The following is a 21,547-nucleotide window of genomic DNA, read 5'->3' as shown; positions in this document are numbered from 1 at the left end:
TGAAGTGTCGTTGGCCGAATACCGTCCATGGGGCGGCCACACCGGAGCCCGCTTCGGCGCAGGCCGGGACGTCGGCGGATCGTCGGGTCGCCGTCCGGGACAGGTGCCCCCGACCGGTGATAAGAGGGCGATAGCTGCGGGATGCGCCTTTCGCCCACGGTGGTGCCATCGCGGTGCCGCCTCACCCGTCACCGCGGTGTCACCACCGTTGCTCCGCCGAGCGGCCGCACGAGAGGACCACGCCATGGACGTCCCGCACCCCTGTCCCCCCACGCCGAGCCGCGTCGTCACCGAGTCCGGGGTGGACCATGTGCGTCTCGCCTACGAGTACCTCGACGCGGGGGACGTCGACGGCTACGGCTCGCTCCTCGACACCGACGCCCTCGGCACGGGCCTGGAGCGGTGCCGCCCGCCGGGCATCCGGCACCTGATCACCCGCATCGTGGCGGACGGCTACTGCGTGGTCGTGATGGGCCGGCTCGCGCCCCAGCACCGCGAGTTCGTGGACGTCTTCACCCTGTCCGCGGAGGGCATGCTCCGCAGCTGCCGCCGCTACTACGCCGACACCCAGGCCTGAGCGGACCGACCGTCCGGCAAGAGCCGACGGTCACCGCGAGGGGTCGACCGGAGCCACCCCCCGGCTGTCGACGCCGGCCAAGGTCCGCGAGGCCCGCAGCCCTTCAGTCGAGACAGAACTCGTTGCCCTCGATGTCCTGCATCGAGATGCACGACTCGTTGTGCTCATCGGCGAGCAGCACCTGCACGCACACCGCGCCGAGCGCGACCAGCCGGTCACGCTCGGCCTCAAGTGCGGCCAGGCGCTCCTGGCCCACGAGCCCGGTGCCGACCCGCACATCAAGGTGAACCCGGTTCTTGACGACCTTGCCTTCGGGAACGCGCTGGAAATACAGGCGCGGTCCCACACCCGAGGGGTCCACGCAGGCGAACGCCGCACCCTGACGCTCGGGCGGCAGCGAGCGGTTGAACTCGTCCCACGTGGCGAACCCCTCCGGCGGCGGGGGTACGACGTATCCCAGCACCTCGCACCAGAACCGGGCGACGCGCTCGGGTTCCGCGCAGTCGAAGGTGACTTGGAACTGCTTGATCGACGCCATTGATCCACCATAGTGGCGCGTGCCGCTCACCGGGAGCCCGGGTGCCGCCGCCGCACGGGTCGAGCTCTCACGGGACGGGACGCGCATGGTCTTCTGCCGGATTCGATGCCGCCCGGCGCTCACAGGCCGGCGAGCAGGCCGTCGAGCGGGGCCGGAACACGGTCGGGGTCGAGGGCCTCGACGAGGACCCGGCCGTAATGGATCTTGCGTCCCTTCTTCGTGCCGAAGAAGCGCCTGAACTGCCGCTGCGGGGCGCGGCCCTGCTGTGCGGGCTGGCGCAAAAACGTCCGCAGGGCGCGCAGCTCGCCCTCCTCCCGGACGAGTTCCTCCACCCGTGCCACGCCCAACGCGCGGATGAGTTCGTCCTCCAGGTCCGCCGCGCAGACGAAGAAGCCCTGCCGTGCCGCGCCGGCCCGCTCGAAAGCGCGGGCGTAGTAGGGGCGTTCGGCCTCGTCGCACAGCCCTGTGAGGCGCAGGCCCAGGCCGGGTGCGCCGAGGAGCTGGGCGTAACGTCCGACGCTCATCGCACCGCCGATCGACAGGACGCAGACTCCTTCGGCCGCCAGGTCCCGGCCCCGGCGCTCTGCCAGCGCGTCGACCGCCGCGACGTCGCTCTGCCCTTCGAGCAGGACGGCCGCCCGGACGGGCAGCCTTGCGGCCAGCTCCTGCGCGGGTGCGCCGGGTCCGCCCGCCGCCCACGCGGTGACCGCGTCCCTGAACGCCCTCATGTCAGCCATGAGGCGAGTCTCAGCGAGTTCCGGCGGCAGCGCGAGGGATTTTCCGCCGGGACTGCGGGTCTGCGGCTCCGTGATTCTCCCCGCTCCACGCGTCGCCCGCCGGCAGCGAGGGGTCCCACCGACGGGAGCCCGTCGGCCGACGCCCGGGCCGTCGGCGTGTGCGCACCATGATTCGTGAGCGTGTGCTCACCACTCCTCGCGGGCGTGTGCACACCACGTTTCACCGGCGTGCGCGCACCGCGATCCGCCGACGGCGCTCTCCACGGTGGGGTTCTCACCCGTGCGCCTCGGTGAAGAAGGCCGCCAGCGACGAAGCCAGCGCGCGCGGCGCCTCCTCGGCCACGTGGTGTCCGGAGTCGATGCCGTGGCCGCGCACGTCCGGTGCCCACCGCCGCCAGATCCGCACCGGGTCGCCGTACAACTGCTCAAGATCGTCCCGGAGGGACCACAGGATCAGCGCCGGACACCGGACGCGTACCCCCGCGGCCAGGTCCTCCTCCTCGTGCCGCCGGTCGACGGTCAGGCCGGCGCGGTAGTCCTCCAGCATCGCCCGTACCACGTCGGGGTTCCTCGTCGCCGCGCGCCACTCGTCGTGGTTCTCCCGGCCCATGCTCCGCGGATCGCCGTGGTACCAGCTGTCCGGGTCGGCGTTGATGACCCGCTCGGGGACGTCCGGCTGGGCGAAGAAGAACCAGTGCCACCACTGCGTGGCGAACTCGGCCGTGATGCGGGACAGGTGCTCGGAGAGGGGCAGGCAGTCGAGCAGCGCCACCCGCGAGACGGCATCGGGGTGGTCGAGCGCGAGACGCAGAGCGACGGCGCCTCCGCGGTCGTGTCCGGCGAGCGCGAACCGGTCGTGGCCCAGGGAGCGCATCACCGCGACCACGTCACCGGCGACGGCTCGCTTGGAGTACCCGGACTGGTCCGCCGTGGGCACCGGCCCGCGGGAACGGCCGTACCCCCTCAGGTCGGGACAGACAAGGGTGAAGCCGCGCTCGACGAGGAGCGGGGCCACGCGGTGCCAGGTCGCGGACGTCCGGGGATGGCCGTGGAGCAGCACCACCGGCGGGCCCTGCCCACCGTGCCGGACGAAGACCGACGCCTCGTCGAGTTGCACGTGCCCGGCCTCGAAGCCCTCGAACAAAGCGACACCTTCCCGCCCGCGTCCTGACACTGTCCGGCTGCGCCTGCTGCGCCTGCCGCACCCGCTTCGGTCACTCGGCCGCTTCGGCCACTTCGGGCCACTTCGACACTTCGGCCGCGAAACGTTCCGCACGGGGTTCACCGCGGTCCGCACCTCGGCGCAGCAGCCGTCCGTCCGTCGGCCGGTTCCGCCGACGCCGTCTCCTCTGCTCCTGCCCGCGCGGGCGCCCTGCACACCGCCGGCGCCCGGCCCTGGTGCGCCACCGGCTCGGGCGGCGGTACGGACCGACGGATTACGCGCCCGGCAGTTGACAGGTTCGCGCCATGGCGCCACGCTCTGAGAGCGCTCTCAGAGCGTGGCTTCCCTTCCCCCACCGGCAACAGCCGAACGGAGGCACAGCATGATCCGCACACTCAGATGTCGGGTCCTGACCGTGGTGACCATGGTCCTCGCCCTGGCGGGCTCGATGCTCGCCGTGGGTGCGACCGCCCCGGCCCACGCAGCGGTCCCCGCGACGATCCCCCTGAAAATCACCAACAACTCGGCCCGCGGCGAGCAGGTGTACATCTACAACGTCGGCACCGAGCTGTCGACGGGCCGCCAGGGCTGGGCCGACGCGTCCGGCACGTTCCACCCGTGGCCCGCCGGCGGCAACCCGCCGGTTCCCGCGCCCGACGCCGCGATAACCGGCCCGGCCGTCGGCCAGTCGGCGACCATCCGGATGCCGAAGTTCTCCGGCCGGATCTACCTGTCCTTCGGCCAGAAGCTGGTGTTCAAGCTGGCCACCGGCGGTCTGGTGCAGCCGGCCGTGCAGAACCCGTCGGACCCCAACCGCAACATCCTGTTCCACTGGGCCGAGTACACGCTCAACGACTCCGGCCTGTGGTTCAACAGCTCGCAGGTCGACATGTTCTCGGTGCCCTACTCGGTCGGCGTGGAGCGCGCCGACGGGAGCACGGTCACCACCGGCCGGCTCAAGCCCGGTGGGTACAACGGCTTCTTCAACGCGCTCAGGGGCCAGTCCGGCGGCTGGTCCAACCTGATCCACACCCGGTCCGACGGCACGGTGCTGCGCGCGCTCGCCCCGCTGTACGGGCTGGAGACGGGCGCTCTGCCGGCCTCGGTCATGGACGACTACATCAACCGTGTCTGGAGCAAGTACACGAGCTCCACGCTGACGGTCACCCCGTTCGCCGACCAGCCCAACACCAAGTACTACGGCAGGGTCTCCGGTGACGTCATGAACTTCACCAACGGCTCGGGCGCCGTGGTCACCAGTTTCCAGAAGCCCGACGCCGACTCCGTCTTCGGCTGCCACAAGAGGCTGGACGCCCCCAACGACCAGGTGCGCGGCCCGATTTCCCGCACGCTGTGCGCCGGCTTCAACCGCTCCACCCTCCTCACCAACCCCAACCAGCCGGACGCGAACTCGGCCGGCTTCTACCAGGACGGCGTCACCAACCACTACGCCCGGCACATCCACGCGCAGATGGCCGACGGCAAGGCGTACGCCTTCGCCTTCGACGACGTGGGCCACCACGAGTCCCTCGTCCACGACGGCAACCCGCGTCAGGCCCTCCTCACCCTGGACCCGTTCAACTGACCGGGCCCGTGCCCTGAGGGCAGGTGGGTGACTGAGCCCCACGAGGACCAGGGTCGTCCGACGCCGTGGCACGGCGATGCCGTGCGCGTGTCGGACGGTCCTGGTCCGGCGGTCGTTGCCGGACCGCCTTCCGCGCCGCCGGGCAGCCGGGACGGATCCCGGACCCGCGCCGGCGACGACTTCCTCGGCAGCGCCGGATCGCGCGACGGCTTCCTCGCAGCGCCGGGTCCACGCCGGCCTCGGCACGCGTACCCGCGTTTCCCGGTCAGGCCGCCCGGGCGGCAGGGCGCCTCCCGTCGGCCAGGCGTACGCGGGCGGCGCATGCCGCCCACGGATCGGCCGGAGCGGCGCCGCGAGCCGCCCCCGCGCCCCGTGATTCGACCGGCCGGGCTCGGCCGTTCCGGTCGCGGTGCCTGACCTGCGAGGGACAATGGTGGCGCCAGATCCCACCAGCGGAAGGCAGTCGTACACGTGAACGACATGGGTCGCGCGGGGCGGCGCCGGCCGCCGTCCTCCTCCATGTCCGCTCCCGCCGACGGACGGGACGGCACCGAGAGCGACGGCCTGTCCCCCGCGCGGTCCGAGGCCTGGGACCAGCTCATCTGGCTGAACGAGGCGAGCGCCAGCGTCGGGACCACCCTGGACCTCCAGCGGACGGCGAAGGAGTTCGCCGATTTCACCGTCCCGCGGCTCGCCGACGGCTGCGCCGTCGACCTCCTGGAATCGGTGCTGCACGGCGAGGAGGGCGCCCGCTGGACCGGCTCGCGGCCGCCCGTGCTGAGGGCCATGGCGGTGACCCAGATCGACCGGCTCGGCGACCTGGAGCCCGATCCCGTCGGAGAGATCGCCACCAGCGACCCCACGCTCGTGGGCATGCAGTGCCTCATGGCCCGCAAACCCGTCCTGATCAGCGAGATCCGTCCGGACGAGTACGAGCGGATCGCCGTCACCCGGAGCGCTGCCGCCCAGATGCGCAAGGCCGGGGTGCACAGCTACATGGTGATCCCGCTGATCGCCCGGGGCTTGCTGCTCGGCCTCGCGGACTTCGTCCGCTCCGGCGACCGTCCGCCCTTCACGGACACCGACCTGGCCCTGGCGGTGCAGTTGGCGTCCAAGGCGGCCGTCTTCGTCGACAACGCGCGGCTGTACGGGCGCGAGCGCGACCATGTCGTCACCCTGCAGCGCAGCCTGCTGCCGCGGACCACCCCGCTCACGCCCGGCCTGGATGTCTCCACCTGCTACGCACCGAGCTCCGATCCGGGCGGCGTGGGCGGCGACTGGTTCGACGTGGTGGCTTTGCCCGGCGGGCGCACCGCGCTCGTCGTCGGCGACGTGATGTCGCACGGTCTGCCGGCCGCCGCGACGATGGGCCGGCTGCGCTCGGTGGCGCGCACGCTCATGGCGCTGGACATCGCCCCGGAGCGAGTGCTCGCCCGGCTGGACCTCGCCGCGCGCGACCTGGAGGAGGACCAGATCGCGACGTGTCTGTGCGTCGTGCACGACCCGTTCGACGGCAGCTACACAGTGGTCCGGGCCGGTCATCCGCCGCCGCTGCTGGTCTGCGCGGACGGCACGGCGCGCTACCTCGACGTGCCGACCGGGGCGCCCCTCGGCGCCGGCGTGATCCCGTACGACCCGGTGCGCGTCCCCGTGGAGCCCGGCAGCAGGCTGGTGCTGTTCACCGACGGTTTGATCAAGACGCGCACCGACGACGTCGACACCCAGCTCCAGCGCCTGCTCGACGCGGCTTCCGGACCGCGTGCACGGGACCTGGACGCGGACGGCCTGATCGGCACGTGCCCGATCACGGCCCCCCGGTTCGACGAGGCGGTCATGGTGGTGGCGCGGAGCAGATCACACGAGGAGGGCCTCGACATGGGGGAATGGCGCCTCCCGGACGACGGGTCGGCGGCCGGGGCGGCACGCCGTCTCGTGCGGGAACGGCTGGAGCACTGGAGGCTCACCGACCTGGCCGACGTGACCGAGCTGGTCGTCAGTGAGCTGGTGGGCAACGCCCTGCGGTACGGGTCCGGGCCCGGCCATCTGCGTCTGCTCCGGCACGAGCGGCTCGTGGTGGAAGTGTCGGACACCGGGCCCGACCTGCCGCAGATCCAGCACACCACGCTCAGCGACGAGGGCGGGCGCGGTCTGCAGCTGATCAACATGCTCTGCCGCCGGTGGGGCTCGTGCCGCACGCCCAGCGGCAAGGTCGTCTGGGCCGAGCAGGACATCCCCGGCACGGCCCGCCCGGTGTAGTGACCGGGCGGCGGGGGCACACCCCCGCCCGCGGGGGCCCGGTGTCGGCCGATGGGGTCAAAACGGCGGACGAGGCGCGGTCGTCGGCGTGTCGCGTGGGATCCATGGGTGATGGGCGCTAAGGCAGCGCCTTGTTGTCCGCTTCGCCCAGCGACGGTTCCGCTGGGCGCGAAGGGAGCACGTTGTGAGACTTACTCGGATGGCGTCGATAGCCACCCTCGTCGTGGCCGTCTCCGTGACATCGGCGGCGCCGTCGGTGGCCGCGTCGGTCAGTGACCAGGACGCCATGTTCGTCAAGGCCGCTCACCAGGGAAACCTCGCGGAGATCGCCGCGGGCCACGACGCCCGGAAGAACGCCACGACTGCGTGTGTGAAGAAGGTCGGTGGTGTCCTCGTCCGCGACCACGGCAAGCTGGACGCGGACGTGAAGACGCTGGCCGACAAGCTGGGCATCATGCTGCCCGCCGAACCGACGCGGGAACAGCACCAGGAACTGGCCGCCGTCCAGGCCAAGGCCGGCACGTCGGCGTACGACACCGCATGGCTCAAGACCCAGGACGCCGCACACACCAAGACCCTGGCCATGATCGACCACGAGCTGCGGGCCGGCCGGAACGACGAGGTCAAGGCGGCCGCCCGTGCGGCGCGACCGGTGGTGGCGATGCACCTGGACATGGTGCGCGGAGGCACCTGTCACGCCGAGAAGGAAGCGGGCATGGTCAAGGCCGGCAGCGGCGGGCAGTTCGCCGCCGCCGCGGGCGTCTCCCCGGTTGCCGGCGCGGTCGGCCTGGCCGGTGGCGGGCTCCTCGCCGGCTTCGGGGCCGCGTGGCTGATCCGCGGCCGGCGCCGCTGCGCACCGGACAGTTGAGCCGCGAACGCTCGTGGAGTCAGGCCGCCGCGGCCGTCCTGTGCATGGTCGGACTGGCGGCGGTGGCCTGCGGCGGAGCGGTGTTCACCGGCCGGCCGGACCCGGGCGACGCGGGTCCGGTGGGCCGGGCCGCGACGCCGGCGGAACCGCCCGCCGACGGGCACGGGCCGACCGTGCCGACGGAAGTACGCGGCCCGCACGGCTTCCGGGCCCGGATCGTTCCGGTCGCCGCAGGAGTCGACGGCGCGCTGAACCTCCCCGAGGACGCCCGCAGCGGCGCCTGGTGGGCGCTCGGCGCGCCGGTCGGAGCCGCCCGGGGCACCGTGCTCGTCGCCGGTCACGTCGACACACGGCGCGCGGGTCTGGGCGTGTTCGCGGCCCTGCACGCGCTGCGGCCGGGCACGGAGATCGAGGTGACCGGTGCGAACCGCCACACCTACCGCTATGTGATCACCGCCCGCCGCACCTACCCGCGGCAGGCGCTGCCACGTGATCTGTTCAGCCGCGCCGGCCCTCACCGGCTGGCCCTGGTGACCTGCACCGGTGCGTACGACCGGACGGCAGGCGGCTACGACCGCAACCTCGTGCTGTACGCGGCCTCCGCCCCCGGCCCCGGCCGCGGCGCCCCGCGTTAGGCGACGACGCTCTCGGGGCCGGTGCGCCGCCGACCGCGGGAACGCCGGTCGTCGTCGGCCGGCAGCTCGGTCAGCGGCATGTCCAGCCGAGTGCCGAGCTCGTCGAGGCCGATGCCGAAGGTCTCCCGCACGAACACGCCCCGCGGTCCCACGTCGAAGACCGCGACGTCGGTGTAGACCCGGCTGACACAGCCGACACCGGTCAGCGGGTAGGTGCACTCCGGGACCAGCTTGGCCCGGCCCTGCTTGTCGAACAGCCTCATCATCACGAAGGTCTGCTTGGCACCGATGGCGAGGTCCATCGCCCCGCCCACGGCCGGGATGGCGTCCGGCGCGCCGGTGTGCCAGTTGGCCAGGTCGCCGGTCGCGGAGACCTGGAAGGCGCCGAGCACGCAGACGTCGAGATGGCCGCCGCGCATCATCGCGAACGAGTCGGCGTGGTGGAAGTACGACGCCCCGGGCAGCTCGGTCACCGGCACCTTGCCCGCGTTCGTCAGGTCCGGGTCGATGTGGTCACCCTGCGCGGCGGGGCCCATGTTGAGCATGCCGTTCTCGGTGTGCAGCACCACGCCCGAGCCCTCGGGCAGGTGATCGGCCACCTTGGTGGGCTGGCCGATCCCGAGGTTGACGTAGGAGCCGGCCGGGATGTCGCGGGCGACGACCGCGGCGAGTTCGTCGGGGGTCAGTGCCATGTCAGCGCGCTCCCTGCACGGTGTAGTGACGAGCCTCGACCCGCACGATGCGGTCGACGTAGACGCTCGGTGTGACCACGGCCTCGGGGTCGAGGTCACCGGTCGGGACCAGTTCGCCGACCTGGACGACCGTGGTCGTCGCCGCGGTCGCCATCACCGGTCCGAAGTTGCGGGCGGTCTTGCGGTAGACGAGGTTGCCCATCCCGTCGGCGCGATGGGCGCTGATCAGCGCGACGTCGCCCTTGATCGGGTACTCGAGGACGTAGTCCCGCCCGTCAATGGTCCGGGTCTCCTTGCCCTCGGCCAGCGGCGTCCCGACGGCCGTCGGGCAGAAGAACGCGCCGATGCCTGCGCCGGCCGCGCGCAGCCGCTCGGCGAGACTGCCCTGCGGGACGACCTCCAGCTCGACCTTGCCGGCCCGGTAGAGCTCGTCGAAGACGTAGGAGTCGCTCTGCCGGGGGAAGGAGCAGATCACCTTCCGCACCCGGCCCGCCTTCAGCAGCGCCGCCAGTCCGACCTCGCCGTTGCCCGCGTTGTTGGACACGATGGTCAGGTCCTTGGCGCCCTGACGGATCAGTCCGTCGATGAGGTCGAACGGCATCCCGGCCATGCCGAACCCGCCGACCAGGACGGTGCTGCCGTCCTCGATGCCGGAGACGGCCTCGTCGACCGTGTCGAGGATCCGGGCCCGGCTCACGCGCCCGCCTCCGTGTTCTCCAGGACGACGGCCAGTCCCTGTCCGACGCCGATGCAGATCGCGGCGACGCCCCATCGCTCGCCGCGCTCGCGGAGCACCTTGGCCAGCGTGCCGAGGATGCGGCCGCCGCTGGCGCCGAGGGGATGGCCGATCGCGATCGCGCCGCCCCTGGTGTTGACGATCTCCGGGTCGATTCCCCAGGCATCGACGCAGACCAGCGACTGGACCGCGAACGCCTCGTTGAGTTCGACCGCGCCGACCTGCTGCCAGGTGACGCCGGCCCGCTTCAGCGCGATGCCCGCCGCCTCGACCGGGGCGTAGCCGAACGCCTGGGGGTCGAGGGCGAACGCGCCCCGGCCCGCGATGCGCGCGACCGGTGACAGGCCGATCCGCTCGGCGGCGGCCTCCGAGCCCAGGAGCACGGCGGACGCGCCGTCACTGAGCGGGGAGGCGTTGCCCGCGGTGATGGTGCCGTCCTCGCGGAAGCTCGGCCTGAGCGCGGCCAGCTTCTCGGGCGAGGAGTCCGGACGGATGCCCTCGTCGCGGGTGAGGCCCTCGACGGGGGTGACCAGGTCGTCGTAGAAGCCCTCGTCCCAGGCGGCTGCCGCGAGCCGGTGGGAGCGGACGGCGAACTCGTCCTGCCGTTCACGGGCGACGGCGTACGTGTCCCGGAGCTGTTCGTTGGCCTCGCCGAGGCTGACCGTCCACTCCTTCGGCATGCGGGGGTTGACGAGCCGCCAGCCCAGTGTCGTGGAGACCGCCGTGACGTCTCCTGCCGGGAACCCCTTGGCGGGCTTCGGGAGCACCCAGGGAGCGCGCGTCATCGACTCGACGCCGCCGGTCAGCACGACGTCCGCGTCGCCGGTCTCGATCGCGCGCGACCCGATCATGGCGGCGTCGAGCGACGAGCCGCACAGGCGGTTGACGGTGGTGCCCGGGACGCCGGTCGGCAGGCCGGCCAGCAGCGCGGCCATCCGTCCGACGTTGCGGTTCTCCTCCCCCGCGCCGTTCGCGTTCCCCCAGATCACCTCGTCGATGGCCGCCCGGTCCAGTCCGGGCGTCCGGGCCAGCAGTGCTTCGATGACGCCGGCGGCCAGATCGTCGGGCCTGACGCCGGCGAGGGCGCCCCCGAAACGGCCGAAGGGGGTCCGCACGGCGGTGTAGACGTAAGAACTCATGCCTAGGACGGTAGGCGCGGTCAGCGATATCGTGAAGTATCAATATCATGCGTGATTAATACGAGGCGCTTATGGATCTCCGGCAGCTCCGCTATTTCGTCGCCGTGGCCGAGGACCGCCACTTCGGCCGAGCCGCCGACCGGCTGCACATGGCGCAGCCGGCCCTGTCGCAGGCGATCCGCCGCCTGGAGGCGGACCTGGGCGTGGAACTCCTGCACCGCACCACCCGGCGGGTCGAACTCACCGACGCGGGCCGCAGTTACCTGGCCAGGGCGCGTGCGATCCTGGCGGACGTGGACGACGCGGCGCACGAGGCCCGCCTTGTGGCCGCCGGATCGGTGGGCCACCTGTCGATCGGCTGCGTCGGCTCGGCGACGTACAGCCTGCTGCCCCCGCTCTCCCGCCACCTCGCCGCCGAGCTCCCCGGGGTGGACTTCTCCTTCCGCGGTGAGATGCTCGCCCCCGACCAGGCCGAGGCGCTGCGCAGCGGTGCCATCGACGTCGCGCTGCTGCGCCCGACCGCGGCCGACCCGTCCCTCACCGTCGCGCCGCTGCGGCGTGACCGTCTCGTGGTGGCGGTCCCGGCGGACCACAGGCTGGCCGGTCGCCGTCAGGTGCGCATCGCCGACCTGCGGCAGGCCGACCTCATCGTGCACTCCGCCGACCGGCGCTCGGTGATGTACGACGTGGTGCTCGGACTCTTCCGCACCGCCGGGATCGACGTGCACGTCAGACACGAGGTCGGCGAGACCTCGACCCTGATCACGCTGGTCGCCGGCGGGCTCGGTGTCGCGATCGTCCCGGAACCGGTGACCGCGCTGACACTCGACGGCGTCGCCTACCGGCCGCTGGTCCGCCCCGCGGCCGGCGTCGACCTCGCGGTCGCCCACCGTGCCGACCGGACCGAACCCCATCTCGCCCGCACCATCGACGTCATCCGGCGGATCACGTGATCGACGACAGCAGCTCGCTCGCCGGACGGTTCAGCGCCGCCGCTCACGCATGTGACGCGCCCCCAAGGCGTCGGATACTCGACGTTCACGATCTGCTCCGCCCGGAATTCCGTGCGCCGGGGATCGCCGTCCTCCGGTGCGAGCATCAAGCGCGCGGACAGGGGTTTCCCCCACCGCGCCGACAGGGCCGCCATGTCCTCGATCATGGCGACGACCTCGTGCTGCGGGGTCGAGCCGGGCAGGGGAAGGGTGTCCATCCCGGCCCCGCAGACCGACGAGTAGGCGAGTACCGAGTCGGCGCCGATCCGGCCCTCCTGCCAGGCGCGTGCGAGCACCCTGTCCTCGAGCACCGGAAGCATGAGACCCGCGTATCCGACGGCGGGACGGCCCACCGACCGGATGCCGGCGGTCACCGCGGCGCAGGTCGCCAGCGTGCCGGGGCGGCCGAACCGGATACCTCCGGCGATCTCCAGGAATTCCCCGATGCCGACGTCCGGGGCGCAGGCCGGCGACGGGTCGAACCCGTGGAACAGCAGGCCGTGCCGCTCGCAGTCCGGCTCCAGCAATGCCGTGAACGTGTCCAGTTCGTCCCGCAGACAGGCCCTCGTCAGCTCCGTCGCCTCGGCGAGATCGCGGGGCGGATTGGCTCGGGCGCGTGCGAGCAGCGCGCCGGTCGACTGGAGCCCCACGCTCACGCCGGCCTTTCCGCCGTCGCTGAAGGAGCCCGGAAACAGCGGTGCGTTGGGGCCCAGATTGGCGACCGCCGCGAACCGGAAGTTGGCCTCACTGTCACGGCTCGCCAGTTCGCGCATCACGGCGCCGCTGAATTCGGCGGCGGAATGGTCCACTTCGGCGCCCTCGGCGACGACGACCGCCAAGAACAGCGAAGGGTGTTCGACCAGGACTTCCGCGACGTCCGAGGGCTTGAGCGCCGCGAGCGCGGCAGGCCGCAGCGCGCTCAGGGCGGCACTGCCCACGCCCGCGCGTCGGCACCCCTCGACGAGACCAGCGGCCCGGGCCCGGAGTTGCTCGCGGCTCACCGGCTCGCCGAGCGCCGGGCTGGACAGCCGGACGGTCTGGACGTCGAAACCGGCGCGCACGATCCGGCCACCGATCTCCACCGCCCGCTCGCCGTATCGGGCGACACCGGCGACATCGACTCGTCCGCCCTCGAAGACGTCGTCGGGAAGGCAGAGGGTCACGGCGCGTACGTGTGAAGCGGACATGGTCTCTCTCAGGCGCGAAGGAACCCTGCTCGGAACAGTCGTATTCAGAACGCTGGTACGCGGCGACGTCATGCGCGCAGCACCACCGGTAGCTCATTCAGTCCCCAGGTGAAATTCGACCCGTTGTAGCGCGGCTCGCCTTCCAGCCCGATGGTGCTCACCATCGTGCGCAGCGCCCGGAGATACGCCGTGATTTCGAGCCGCGCGAGCCTGCTTCCCAGGCATATGTGGCGGCCCGCGCCGAAGCTCAGATGCCGGTTTCCGCTGCGTCCGACGTCGAACGTGTCCGGGTCGTCGAACATCTCGGGGTCCCGGTTGGCCGAGCCGATCCACGTCACGACGCGTTGGCCGGGCCCGATCTCGACGTCTCCGACGCGGACGGTCTCGGTCGTGGTCCGCATGACGTGCATGCCGGGCACCGACCAGCGCAGACCTTCCTCGGTGGCGTCGGCGGGCACGACCTCTCCCCCGGCGATTCGACGCCACTGGTCCGGGTGCTCCGCCAGTTGGTGGGTGAGCGCGGCCAGCGTGTACCGGGTGGTCTCGTTTCCGCCGGCCAGAACGCCGCTGAGGTTGAAGACCAGTTCCTCGTCCGTCAATTGTGTGCCGCCGTCGTGCCGGGCGGTGAGGCCGCTGATGAAGTCGTTCGTGGCCGTCCTGCGGTTCGCGCTCACCATGTCGGTGAAGTACTTGAAGATGTCACCGTTCGCCATGATGCGCTGAACCTCCGAGGGAGATTCGAATGCCTCGGTGGTCTTCGCCCCGATCCACGCCCAGTCGGACTGGGGAATTCCCATGATCGCGCAAATGACGTCGGTGGGGATGCGCGCGAGGTGCGTGATCAGATCCGGTTCCGGGTTCCGTACGGCCGTTGCGACGACGTCGGCGACGACCTGGTCCACGTACTCCTCCGCCCTCGCGAGGACCTCGTTCGAGAACGGCTGTATGAGCACGCGCTTCATGCGCGTGTGGTCCGGCGGGTCGGAGACGATGAGCATCTTGTTCGCGACGGCGGCGACGGCGGATTCCGTCGAGCCGAGGCGCATGCCCTTCGTCGAACTCATCCGCGCGGTGTCCCGGTGTACGGCCACGATGTCGCGGTACTTGGTGACGCTCCAGAAGCCCTCCGGTTCTCCGGCGGGGTGCTGCCAGGACACCGGTTCGTTCTCCCGGTACCAGGCGAAGACGTCGTAGAACCGGGTTCCGTCGAACAGGCCGGGCTCGAACAGGTCGGGTGCCGTCCGCTGCTTCATGCGCGCACCGCCGGGCCCGAAACGGTCTCGGACGCGATCTCGGTGAGCATGCCCACCAGGATGTCCTGGCTCATGAACGCGTGGTGGTCCGCATCGATCACTTGATGGCCTCGGTAGTCGGTCGTTCGGTTACGCCACCCGGACATGTGCGCGGTGGTGGCGACGCTGTCGTGGCGCCCCGACACGGACCGCAGCGAGGTGCGCGTCAGCCTGGTGGACGGGGCTTCGTAGCCGACCATGAGACGCAGGTCCGAGCGCATCGTCGCGGCGGCGTAGCGGGCGAACGCGGACTCACGGACCGAGGGATGCAGCAGGGCCGTCACCTCTGCGGACGGTGGGTCGGCCGCGGGGTACGTCCTCCAGTGCTCCGGCGATCGGGCCGCGGCCACCACCAGTGAACGAGCCGCGGCGCCCTGGGATTCGAGCTTCCGCGCGACCTCGTAGGCGATGACCGCGCCGAGGCTGACGCCGAGGAGGTGCAGTGGTCCACGACGTGCGGGGGCGGGCGACCGGGCGTCGGCAAGGCATTCGGCCGCGATGCAGTCGACCGCCTCGGACAGGTCGTTCGCCGGAACGTCCGCCAACCGGTCCTCACGCCCGGGCAACTGCACCCCCAGCAGGTCCAACCCGGGCGGCAGCACGGGCACAACAGCGTGCAGGCGGAGACAGCCTGCGCCGGCCTGCGGGAACACGACCACCGTCGGGGATTCGTCTTGGACCCCGGCCCCCTGCGTCCCGGTGCCCGTGCCTGCCGTGAAGTGCCGCAGATACGTCACGCCGCCCTCGTCTCGTCGATCCGGTCCGCCAGTGCCCGGGGCGTCCTGGCCGTGAGGACGTCGGTGATGGACACGGCCACCTCCAGCTGGAGCTCGATGCGGGAGGCCAGCTGGGCCGCGAGAAGGGAATGCCCGCCGATGGCGAAGAAGTCGGCGTCCTCGGCGACGCTCTGCCCGAACACGCTGTTCCAGGCTTCCATGACCGAGTCGAGAACCGGCTGTTGGGACGCGTCCCCGCGCGCGGGCCGGGTGATGTCCGCGCCCTCGTCCCCGGCGCTGTCCCCGGCGCTGTCCCTGTCATGTCCGCCGCCGGACGGTTCGGAGTCACCGAGCTCGGCCACCTCGCGGCGCGAGACCTTGCCGGTCGGTTCGAGCGGCACCTCGGCCATGCGGTGCAGCAGGGTCGGGCACAGCTGGCGCGGCAGTCGCGAGGCGAACTCGTGGGTCAGCCGCTCGCGCAGGTCGGCGTCCAGCGGGCCGCCCGATGCCGTCAGGAGGCCGAGCGCGAGCGTGCCCGGTTCACCGCGCACGTAGGCCACCGCGCGTTCGATGCCGGGTACCGCGCAGGCGATGCTCTCGATCTCCTCCAGCTCGATGCGGAAGCCGCCTATCTTGACCTGGTTGTCCATCCTGCCGAGGCAGGTCAGCTGTCCGTCGGCACGCAGCATCCCGCGGTCGCCCGTCCGGAAGTACCTGACCCCGTCCCGCTCGAGGAACCGGTCGGCGCCCGGCGCGTTCGTGCCGACGTAGCCGAGCGCGACGCCCGCGCCGCCGATCAGGAGCTCACCGGTGACGCCCGGGGGGACCTCGTTCAGGTCGGCGTCGACGACCGTGACCGTGCAGCCGGGCATCGGGCGGCCGATCGTGCGGGGGTCGTCACCGCGTGCGGTGTCGGCCATGGTGGTGGCGATGGTGGCCTCGGTCGGCCCGTAGACGTTGAGCACGCGGTCGGCGCTCTCCCGGAGTCGGGCGACGAGGGAGTCCGGACAGCGCTCCCCGGCCACCACGGCGACCTCGGCCCTCGGCAGCTTCTCCATCGCGGCGTAGAGCGAGGGCGTCATGCAGAGGTTGTCGATCTCCTGTGCGGCCAGGGCGTCTTCGATCTGCCCGAAGGCGGTGTCGATCGCCACGCACGTGACGGCGTTGACGAAGGGGGTGAGGACCGACCACAGCCAGCCGTCGAAGCCCGGAGAGACGACGCAGACGGCCCGGCTGCCCGGCCGGTAGCCCAGTGATGCGGCGTTTGCCAGGAAGTGCTCAAGGGCGGCGGAACCGATCCGAACGCCCTTGGGACGGCCGGTGGTTCCCGAGGTGTAGACGACGTACGCCTCCGACTCGTCCGGGCCACGGGTCCACTCGTCGAGGCCGAACCCGGCGAGCGGCCGACCTGCACCCCCAGTCCCAGCCACAGCCTCCGTACCTGCCGCGGCCCCGGTCTCGGTCTCGGTCTCGGAACCGGACGTCTCGATCAACGCAAGCCCGAGCTCCGCGGCGTTCGGTTCCGACTCCGACGACACGAGTACGGAACACCCGGCGTCCCGCACGGTCCAGCGCAGGCGCTCGGCCGGGTGCCGTTCGTCGAGGAGGACCGCCGACGACCCGTTGGCCCAGATCGCCAGCAGGCTGCTGAGCGCGTACCGCGAGCGGCCGGCCATGACGGCGATCCGGTCGCCCGGTCCCGCACCGGCCTGCCGGAGCCCGCCGGCCAGGGTGCGCACCGACGTGGCGATGTCCCTCCACGTCAGACCGCTGCCGTCGATGCCGACCGACCCGACGCGGTCGGGACATTCGGACACCCAGCGTTCAAGTGCCCTTTTCGCAAGCGGCACATCGTGCGCGGAAACAGGTCTGGTCACAAAAAATTCCCCCCTCGTTCGCCAGGAATGGTTCCCGGCGCGTCACCTCGGCTTGGTGGCCCAGAGAATGACGTTCGTGCCGAAGAACTTCTTTCGCCACCCGATGTCCTGGAAGCCGAGGCCCTTCAGGATGCCGGCGACATGCTGGGGTGACTGGAAGGCCAGGGTGCTCGATTCGAGATACGTGTAGGACGACCGGTCACGTGCCACGACCTGGCCCAGCAGCGGGACAAGGACGCGTACTCCCAACGTCACGACCGGCTTCACCAGGCCGCTCGGGGGGCACGTTTCCAGAATGACGATCCGGCCACCGGGTTTGAGAACTCGGTACTGTTCGCGCAGTACTCCGTCCAGGTCTTCGACATTCCTGAGGAGATATCCCTCGGTGATCCCGTCGAAGGACTCGTCCTCGAACGGCAGGCGGGTCGCGTCCGCCTGCAGCCAGCGGACGGACTCCGCCCCGGGCTTGGTCTTGGCGCGACGCAGCATCTCCTCGGAGAAGTCGGCGCCCGTCACCGTGGCGGCGGGGTACATCCCGGCCGCCTTCAGAGCGATGGCACCCGTCCCCGTGGCCAGGTCCAGGAGCTGTCCGCTCGCGGGCGGGGCGACTCGTTCGGCCACCTCGCGGCACCACTTCTCATGACGTCCGAGCGTCATGACGAAGTTCATCCGGTCGTAGTACCCGGCGATCTTCTCGAAGATCCCGTGTACTTCGGATCCCTTGCCTCGGGGCATGCGGTCAACTGTCACCTGTCGGGCCTCCTCCACCTGAATTCTTCATGCCGACTCGGCCCCGGCGAGATGGCGACTCGCCCTGGAGTCCCTTCCCGATACGTCCGTCCAGACCATGACTGCGACAGCGAGGAGCCCGATCAGCGCCGAGCCGACCGACGGCCGCCATCCGAAGAGCAGAAGGCCGAGGAAAACGACGGAAACATACATGTCCCGTTGGCCGACTCGGTTGTACTCGACCGGAGTTCGGGCCAGGACCATGCCGGCCATATTACCCACGGCCGGCAGCACCATCAGGCCGACGAAAACCAGCCGGTCGGGTATGTCACTGGCGAGAACGAGGACCGGGAAGGCGACGTAGACGAGCGTGGTCGCCGCCGCGGCGGCCCAGGCGGCGGACTGTTTCGACGACATGAGCGCGGGAATCGTCCGCAGCCCGGCCGCCTTGTCCCCTTCGTAGTCGGGGACGTTCTTCATGATTCCCTTGGCGAAGTACCAGCAGAACAGGAACACCCCGAGAACGACCGGCTGGTAGGAGTCGTACTGAGGGATCTCCCACCAGGAGTCACCGAGCAGCGCGCCCGCGATGTACGGCTCCGTGACGGCCATCGAGAAGACGGCCATTCCTATGATCGGCCGGCCCTTCAGCCGGAGTCTCGGTGAGGAGTAGCCGAGGACGAGGAAGGCGCTGAATATCCACAGGAGGCTCTGGGCGAGAGAAATCATCAGCGACAGCAGGAGCATGACTCCCAGCCCCGCGTACACGATTCTTTGCAGCGTTTCGACGCCCGCTGTTTCGACCAACTTCAGACGGCCCGGTACGTTCTTCCCGTCCTCGACGAGATCGGTCACCGCGTTGTGGGCGTTGGCGGCCAGGGGTGCCGCGATGTGAATGATGACGCCGAGCAGCACCGTGAAGTCGAGGCGGTGATCCGCCACGGCGGCACCCACGCAGTATGAGAGCGGGGAGACGAGCAGCGTGCGGGGACGCACGAGCTCGACTGTCGCGTTGAAACGTGCCAGGCGGCGCATCGGTCAACCTCTCTCATGATGTCGCGCGTTTCGGAAGGCAAGCGGCAGAAGCGGCGGTTTCAGATCCTGGTGAGCGTCAGTCCGAAACCGTCGCGGGGCCTGAGGGTGATGAGGGCCCTGGGGTCCGGCCCCGCGGAATCGCGCAGTGATATCCGGAACTTGACGACCATGCTCGCCACGAGCAAAGGACATCTCCATCATGGCGAACCCCTTGCCGATGCACATATGGGCTCCGGCACCGAACGGCAGATACTCGCCCTTTCCGGGGGTGCTGTACATGAAGCGCTCGGGTATGAATTCGTCGGGCCTTTCCCAGACGTCCGGATCCCGGTGGATGGCCGCGACGTTGAGCATGACGAGCGCCCCCTCCGGGGCCCTGGCCGAGCCGATGAGAGCATCCTTCTTGGCCTGACGCGGAATGGTCGGGGACGGCGGAAAGAGCCGCATGGCCTCATTGATGACGCATTCCAGGAGGGAGCCCCGCTGCGCCTCGCCGTGCCCGGACGCACCCGACCGGGCCGCCTCCTCCCGCACCTGCTGCTGGATGCCCGGGTAGCAGGCGAGGAGGTAGAGAACCCACGTCAGCGCGCTGGCCGTGGTCTCGTAGGCGGCGAGGAACGTGGTCAGGACCTCGTCACGCACCTCCGTGTCGGTCAAACTCTCGGCATCGTCGCCGACTCTGGCTTCCAACAGGAGGTCCAGCAGGTCACCGTGGTGTTCGCGGCTGCCGCGGCGCTCGTCGATCAGCCGGTGAACGAGTTCGTCGAGGTTCTTCAGGGTCGCGGCGAACCGGCGATTGCGCCGGCTCGGCGTGCCGACCGGCAGGGAGAACGGGCCCCGCAGCCGTCGTTCGACGAAGTCGAGCAGGAAGGAGGCGGTTTGCGGCGTGATGATGTCCGACACCGTGTCGCCGTACCGGCTGAACATGCACACGGAAACGATGTCCAGGGTGCAGGACAGCATTTCCTCGTGGACGTTCAGATCGGTTCGGTCGTGGTCCTCCCAGCGTTTCGTGCGATCGGCGACCACGCCGGTCATCTTCTCCCGCATCGTCGCGAGACTCGAGCGGCTGTACATGGGGTGCAGGGCCCTGCGGCGCCGCAGCCAGTTGTCGTGGTCCGGATTGCTGATCAGACCGTCCCCGAGCACCAGCCTCAGCGGATTCTCGCCGCCCGGCTTTCCGAACGTGTGGATGTCGGAAAGGACGACATCCGCGGCAGCGCTCCTATTGACGAAGACCATGCTTTTGGAACCGAGGGTGAAGTACGTCACCTCACTGCCGGACGAAGCGGCGTACTGAATGGCATTCAGCAGGTCGGAGCGCAGCCGCAAAAGGCCCCCGACGACCGGAACGTGGACGCGTGGCGCTTTCGGTGCCGCGAGAACCCCGCTGTCGTGCCGTATCCGCCGCGTCGGCAGCGCGCTCTTGACAGGCCCCTCCATTGCCGCTCCCCCTCGGTCAGCCGACGTGTCGTGCAGTGCGCCGGATATGGAGCACATATCGAGTACCGGGAGGACCCGTGGTCGCAGCCTGAAGCAGGCATGCCGACATCCCCCCGCCGTTCCAGGATCTTCCTACGCTCAGCTTGTCGAGCGGTGCAACAACTTGTCAGCAAGTGGCCAAGGGGGTCCAGGACCGCGCGGTTCCTTTGCAACTACCTGCGAACCCCGCATTCCGCGGAAAATGCGAGTTCGCCTTCGATTTACGAGAAAACCCAGCCCGCCATCACGCGCACCGCCGGGTCCCACTCGCCGCGCCGTTCACTGCTCGTCGCGGAGGTCCCGCCAGGGCGAGTTGCTGCGGTACATCCACGCGATGGCCTCGCGCGGGCGACGGCGGTCGGCCCACCGCCGCCCGCGAACCGGACCGGCCGCATACCGGCGCCGAGCACGTCACTGCGGTGAGCCCCGACGGGTTGGCGTGGATGCAGTTCCGCCAGGACGCCACTTCTCCACGTGCCCCACCCTGCGCCGGGATGCCGCCGCGACCTCGACCTCGCCACCGCCGAACTCGCCCGCCTTCGCGGCGCAACCGCCCACGCATACCGCGTCGACGTCTCCGACGGCTCGGCGGTCGACGCCTTCGCCGCGGACGTGGTCGCCGCCCACGGCGTCCCCGACATCGCGGTCAACAACGCGGGCGTCGGCCACTCCGGCACCTTCCTGCAGACCACCGAGAAGGAGTGGCGCCGAGTCCTGGACATCAATCTCTGCGGCGTCATCCACGGCTGCCGTGCCTTCGGCACCCTCATGGCGGACCGCGGCGAGGGCGGCCACATCGTGAACCTCGCCTCCGCCGCGGCGTATCTGCCCAGCAAGATCCTCGCCGCCTACGCCACCAGCAAGGCCGCCGTCTTCATGCTCTCCGACCGCCTGCGCGCCGAACTCGCCCCCGCCGGCATCGGCGTCAGCACCATCTGCCCCGGCATCGTCAACACCAACATCACCCGCACCACCACCTTCTCCGGGCAGTCCAACGACCAGCTCACCGCCACCCGCGACCGCATCTCCGGCCTCTACGCCAAGCGCAACTTCACCCCGGACAAGGTCGCCCGCCAGATCCTCCGCGCCGTCCGCAAGGACAAGGCAGTCGGACCAGTCACCCCCGAGGCAAGGGCCGCCCGCCTCCTCGGCCGCCTCTCCCCGGCCCTGCTACGAGCCGCCGCCCGCTTCGACATCGGCTGACGACCGGCACCGGGGTGCGGCGACACCGAAGCCGCAAGTGCTGGTGCGCGTTATGGGTGGACCTGGTCAGCGAGGGACCACTTGGCTCACGGTTCGGTCGTCGATCTCC

Annotated in this window: 19 protein-coding genes and 2 pseudogenes; 7 read left to right on the top strand and 14 right to left on the bottom strand. The window is 70.7% G+C overall.

Translation table 11 applies throughout. The annotated features are described in order from the left end of the window. The first annotated feature begins 244 nt into the window (after positions 1 to 244). On the top strand, positions 245 to 577 hold the full coding sequence (locus tag QC282_RS17670) for a nuclear transport factor 2 family protein (RefSeq protein ID WP_279550411.1): 333 nt from the start codon (positions 245 to 247) through the stop codon (positions 575 to 577). Positions 578 to 680: 103 nt separating this feature from the next. Here the strand turns inward: QC282_RS17670 and QC282_RS17665 are convergent, their stop codons facing one another. From QC282_RS17665 to QC282_RS17655, 3 genes are all read right to left on the bottom strand, one after another. Next, the gene (locus tag QC282_RS17665; protein ID WP_279550409.1) at positions 681 to 1,115 is read right to left on the bottom strand and encodes a VOC family protein; all 435 of its coding nucleotides are present in this window, start codon (positions 1,113 to 1,115) and stop codon (positions 681 to 683) included. Between the two features lie 119 nt (positions 1,116 to 1,234). Beyond that, a complete protein-coding gene (locus QC282_RS17660) occupies positions 1,235 to 1,852 on the bottom strand; it encodes a TOPRIM nucleotidyl transferase/hydrolase domain-containing protein (protein ID WP_279550408.1) in 618 nt (205 codons plus the stop codon). A 274-nt stretch (positions 1,853 to 2,126) separates the two neighbouring features. Beyond that, positions 2,127 to 2,996 (bottom strand): alpha/beta hydrolase, encoded by an 870-nt coding sequence (locus QC282_RS17655; protein ID WP_279550407.1) that lies wholly within the window; start codon positions 2,994 to 2,996, stop codon positions 2,127 to 2,129. 400 nt (positions 2,997 to 3,396) lie between these two features. Between QC282_RS17655 and QC282_RS17650 the strand changes: the two genes are divergently transcribed. The 4 genes from QC282_RS17650 to QC282_RS17635 all read left to right on the top strand — a co-directional run bounded on the left by QC282_RS17650 (position 3,397) and on the right by QC282_RS17635 (position 8,358). Further along, a complete protein-coding gene (locus tag QC282_RS17650) occupies positions 3,397 to 4,599 on the top strand; it encodes a glycoside hydrolase family 64 protein (RefSeq protein WP_279550406.1) in 1,203 nt (400 codons plus the stop codon). Between the two features lie 480 nt (positions 4,600 to 5,079). Further along, a complete protein-coding gene (locus QC282_RS17645) occupies positions 5,080 to 6,855 on the top strand; it encodes a SpoIIE family protein phosphatase (RefSeq protein ID WP_279550421.1) in 1,776 nt (591 codons plus the stop codon). A 199-nt stretch (positions 6,856 to 7,054) separates the two neighbouring features. Beyond that, positions 7,055 to 7,723 (top strand): DUF4142 domain-containing protein, encoded by a 669-nt coding sequence (locus QC282_RS17640; protein ID WP_279550405.1) that lies wholly within the window; start codon positions 7,055 to 7,057, stop codon positions 7,721 to 7,723. Continuing rightward, the gene (locus QC282_RS17635) at positions 7,681 to 8,358 is read left to right on the top strand and encodes a class F sortase (protein ID WP_279550403.1); all 678 of its coding nucleotides are present in this window, start codon (positions 7,681 to 7,683) and stop codon (positions 8,356 to 8,358) included. Before QC282_RS17640 ends, QC282_RS17635 begins: the two co-directional genes overlap by 43 nt. Here QC282_RS17635 and QC282_RS17630 read toward each other — a convergent pair. From QC282_RS17630 to QC282_RS17620, 3 genes are read right to left on the bottom strand one after another with little or no spacing between them, the layout of a single operon-like run. Continuing rightward, positions 8,355 to 9,050: a 3-oxoacid CoA-transferase subunit B gene (locus QC282_RS17630; RefSeq protein ID WP_279550402.1), complete on the bottom strand. Its 696-nt coding sequence runs from the start codon at positions 9,048 to 9,050 to the stop codon at positions 8,355 to 8,357. The two genes, QC282_RS17635 and QC282_RS17630, sit on opposite strands and share 4 nt — an antisense overlap. A 1-nt stretch (position 9,051) precedes the next feature. Then, positions 9,052 to 9,747: a 3-oxoacid CoA-transferase subunit A gene (locus tag QC282_RS17625; RefSeq protein ID WP_279550401.1), complete on the bottom strand. Its 696-nt coding sequence runs from the start codon at positions 9,745 to 9,747 to the stop codon at positions 9,052 to 9,054. Further along, complete coding sequence (locus QC282_RS17620; protein ID WP_279550400.1) at positions 9,744 to 10,925, bottom strand: thiolase family protein; 1,182 nt, start codon at positions 10,923 to 10,925, stop codon at positions 9,744 to 9,746. The genes QC282_RS17625 and QC282_RS17620 overlap by 4 nt, the downstream gene beginning before the upstream one ends. A gap of 71 nt (positions 10,926 to 10,996) precedes the next feature. Here QC282_RS17620 and QC282_RS17615 point away from each other — a divergent pair, with 71 nt between their 5' ends. Further along, positions 10,997 to 11,878, top strand: a complete 882-nt coding sequence (locus tag QC282_RS17615; protein WP_279550398.1) for a LysR family transcriptional regulator — start codon at positions 10,997 to 10,999, stop codon at positions 11,876 to 11,878. Here QC282_RS17615 and QC282_RS17610 read toward each other — a convergent pair. The 8 genes and pseudogenes from QC282_RS17610 to QC282_RS17575 form a co-directional block, all read right to left on the bottom strand. After that, the gene (locus QC282_RS17610) at positions 11,764 to 13,104 is read right to left on the bottom strand and encodes a DUF711 family protein (protein WP_279550397.1); all 1,341 of its coding nucleotides are present in this window, start codon (positions 13,102 to 13,104) and stop codon (positions 11,764 to 11,766) included. The genes QC282_RS17615 and QC282_RS17610 overlap by 115 nt on opposite strands. Positions 13,105 to 13,172: 68 nt before the next feature. Beyond that, positions 13,173 to 14,357, bottom strand: a complete 1,185-nt coding sequence (locus QC282_RS17605; protein ID WP_279550396.1) for a cytochrome P450 — start codon at positions 14,355 to 14,357, stop codon at positions 13,173 to 13,175. Continuing rightward, a complete protein-coding gene (locus QC282_RS17600; protein ID WP_279550395.1) occupies positions 14,354 to 15,133 on the bottom strand; it encodes a thioesterase II family protein in 780 nt (259 codons plus the stop codon). Before QC282_RS17600 ends, QC282_RS17605 begins: the two co-directional genes overlap by 4 nt. Then, positions 15,130 to 16,929 (bottom strand): non-ribosomal peptide synthetase, encoded by a 1,800-nt coding sequence (locus tag QC282_RS17595; RefSeq protein WP_279550394.1) that lies wholly within the window; start codon positions 16,927 to 16,929, stop codon positions 15,130 to 15,132. Before QC282_RS17595 ends, QC282_RS17600 begins: the two co-directional genes overlap by 4 nt. 102 nt (positions 16,930 to 17,031) lie before the next feature. Then, positions 17,032 to 17,724 carry a ubiquinone/menaquinone biosynthesis methyltransferase gene (locus QC282_RS17590; protein ID WP_279550393.1) on the bottom strand — a complete coding sequence of 231 codons (693 nt, stop codon included), beginning with the start codon at positions 17,722 to 17,724 and terminating at the stop codon, positions 17,032 to 17,034. A gap of 42 nt (positions 17,725 to 17,766) precedes the next feature. Further along, on the bottom strand, positions 17,767 to 18,753 hold the full coding sequence (locus QC282_RS17585) for a UbiA family prenyltransferase (RefSeq protein WP_279550392.1): 987 nt from the start codon (positions 18,751 to 18,753) through the stop codon (positions 17,767 to 17,769). 3 nt (positions 18,754 to 18,756) lie between these two features. After that, positions 18,757 to 20,196: a cytochrome P450 gene (locus tag QC282_RS17580; RefSeq protein ID WP_279550391.1), complete on the bottom strand. Its 1,440-nt coding sequence runs from the start codon at positions 20,194 to 20,196 to the stop codon at positions 18,757 to 18,759. Between the two features lie 333 nt (positions 20,197 to 20,529). After that, a pseudogene (locus tag QC282_RS17575) lies at positions 20,530 to 20,625 on the bottom strand (IS5/IS1182 family transposase); the annotation flags it as partial. 129 nt (positions 20,626 to 20,754) lie between these two features. On the opposite strand from QC282_RS17575, the pseudogene QC282_RS17570 reads away from it, so the two are divergent. Next, positions 20,755 to 21,438 (top strand): annotated as a pseudogene (locus tag QC282_RS17570) (SDR family NAD(P)-dependent oxidoreductase); the annotation flags it as partial. Positions 21,439 to 21,547 lie beyond the last annotated feature (109 nt).

Source organism: Streptomyces sp. DH24 (assembly GCF_029813775.1).
Taxonomy (GTDB): Bacteria; Actinomycetota; Actinomycetes; order Streptomycetales; family Streptomycetaceae; genus Streptomyces.
The sequence above is the reverse complement of the archived record's forward strand: the minus strand, read 5'-3'. Positions and strand labels throughout refer to the sequence as shown.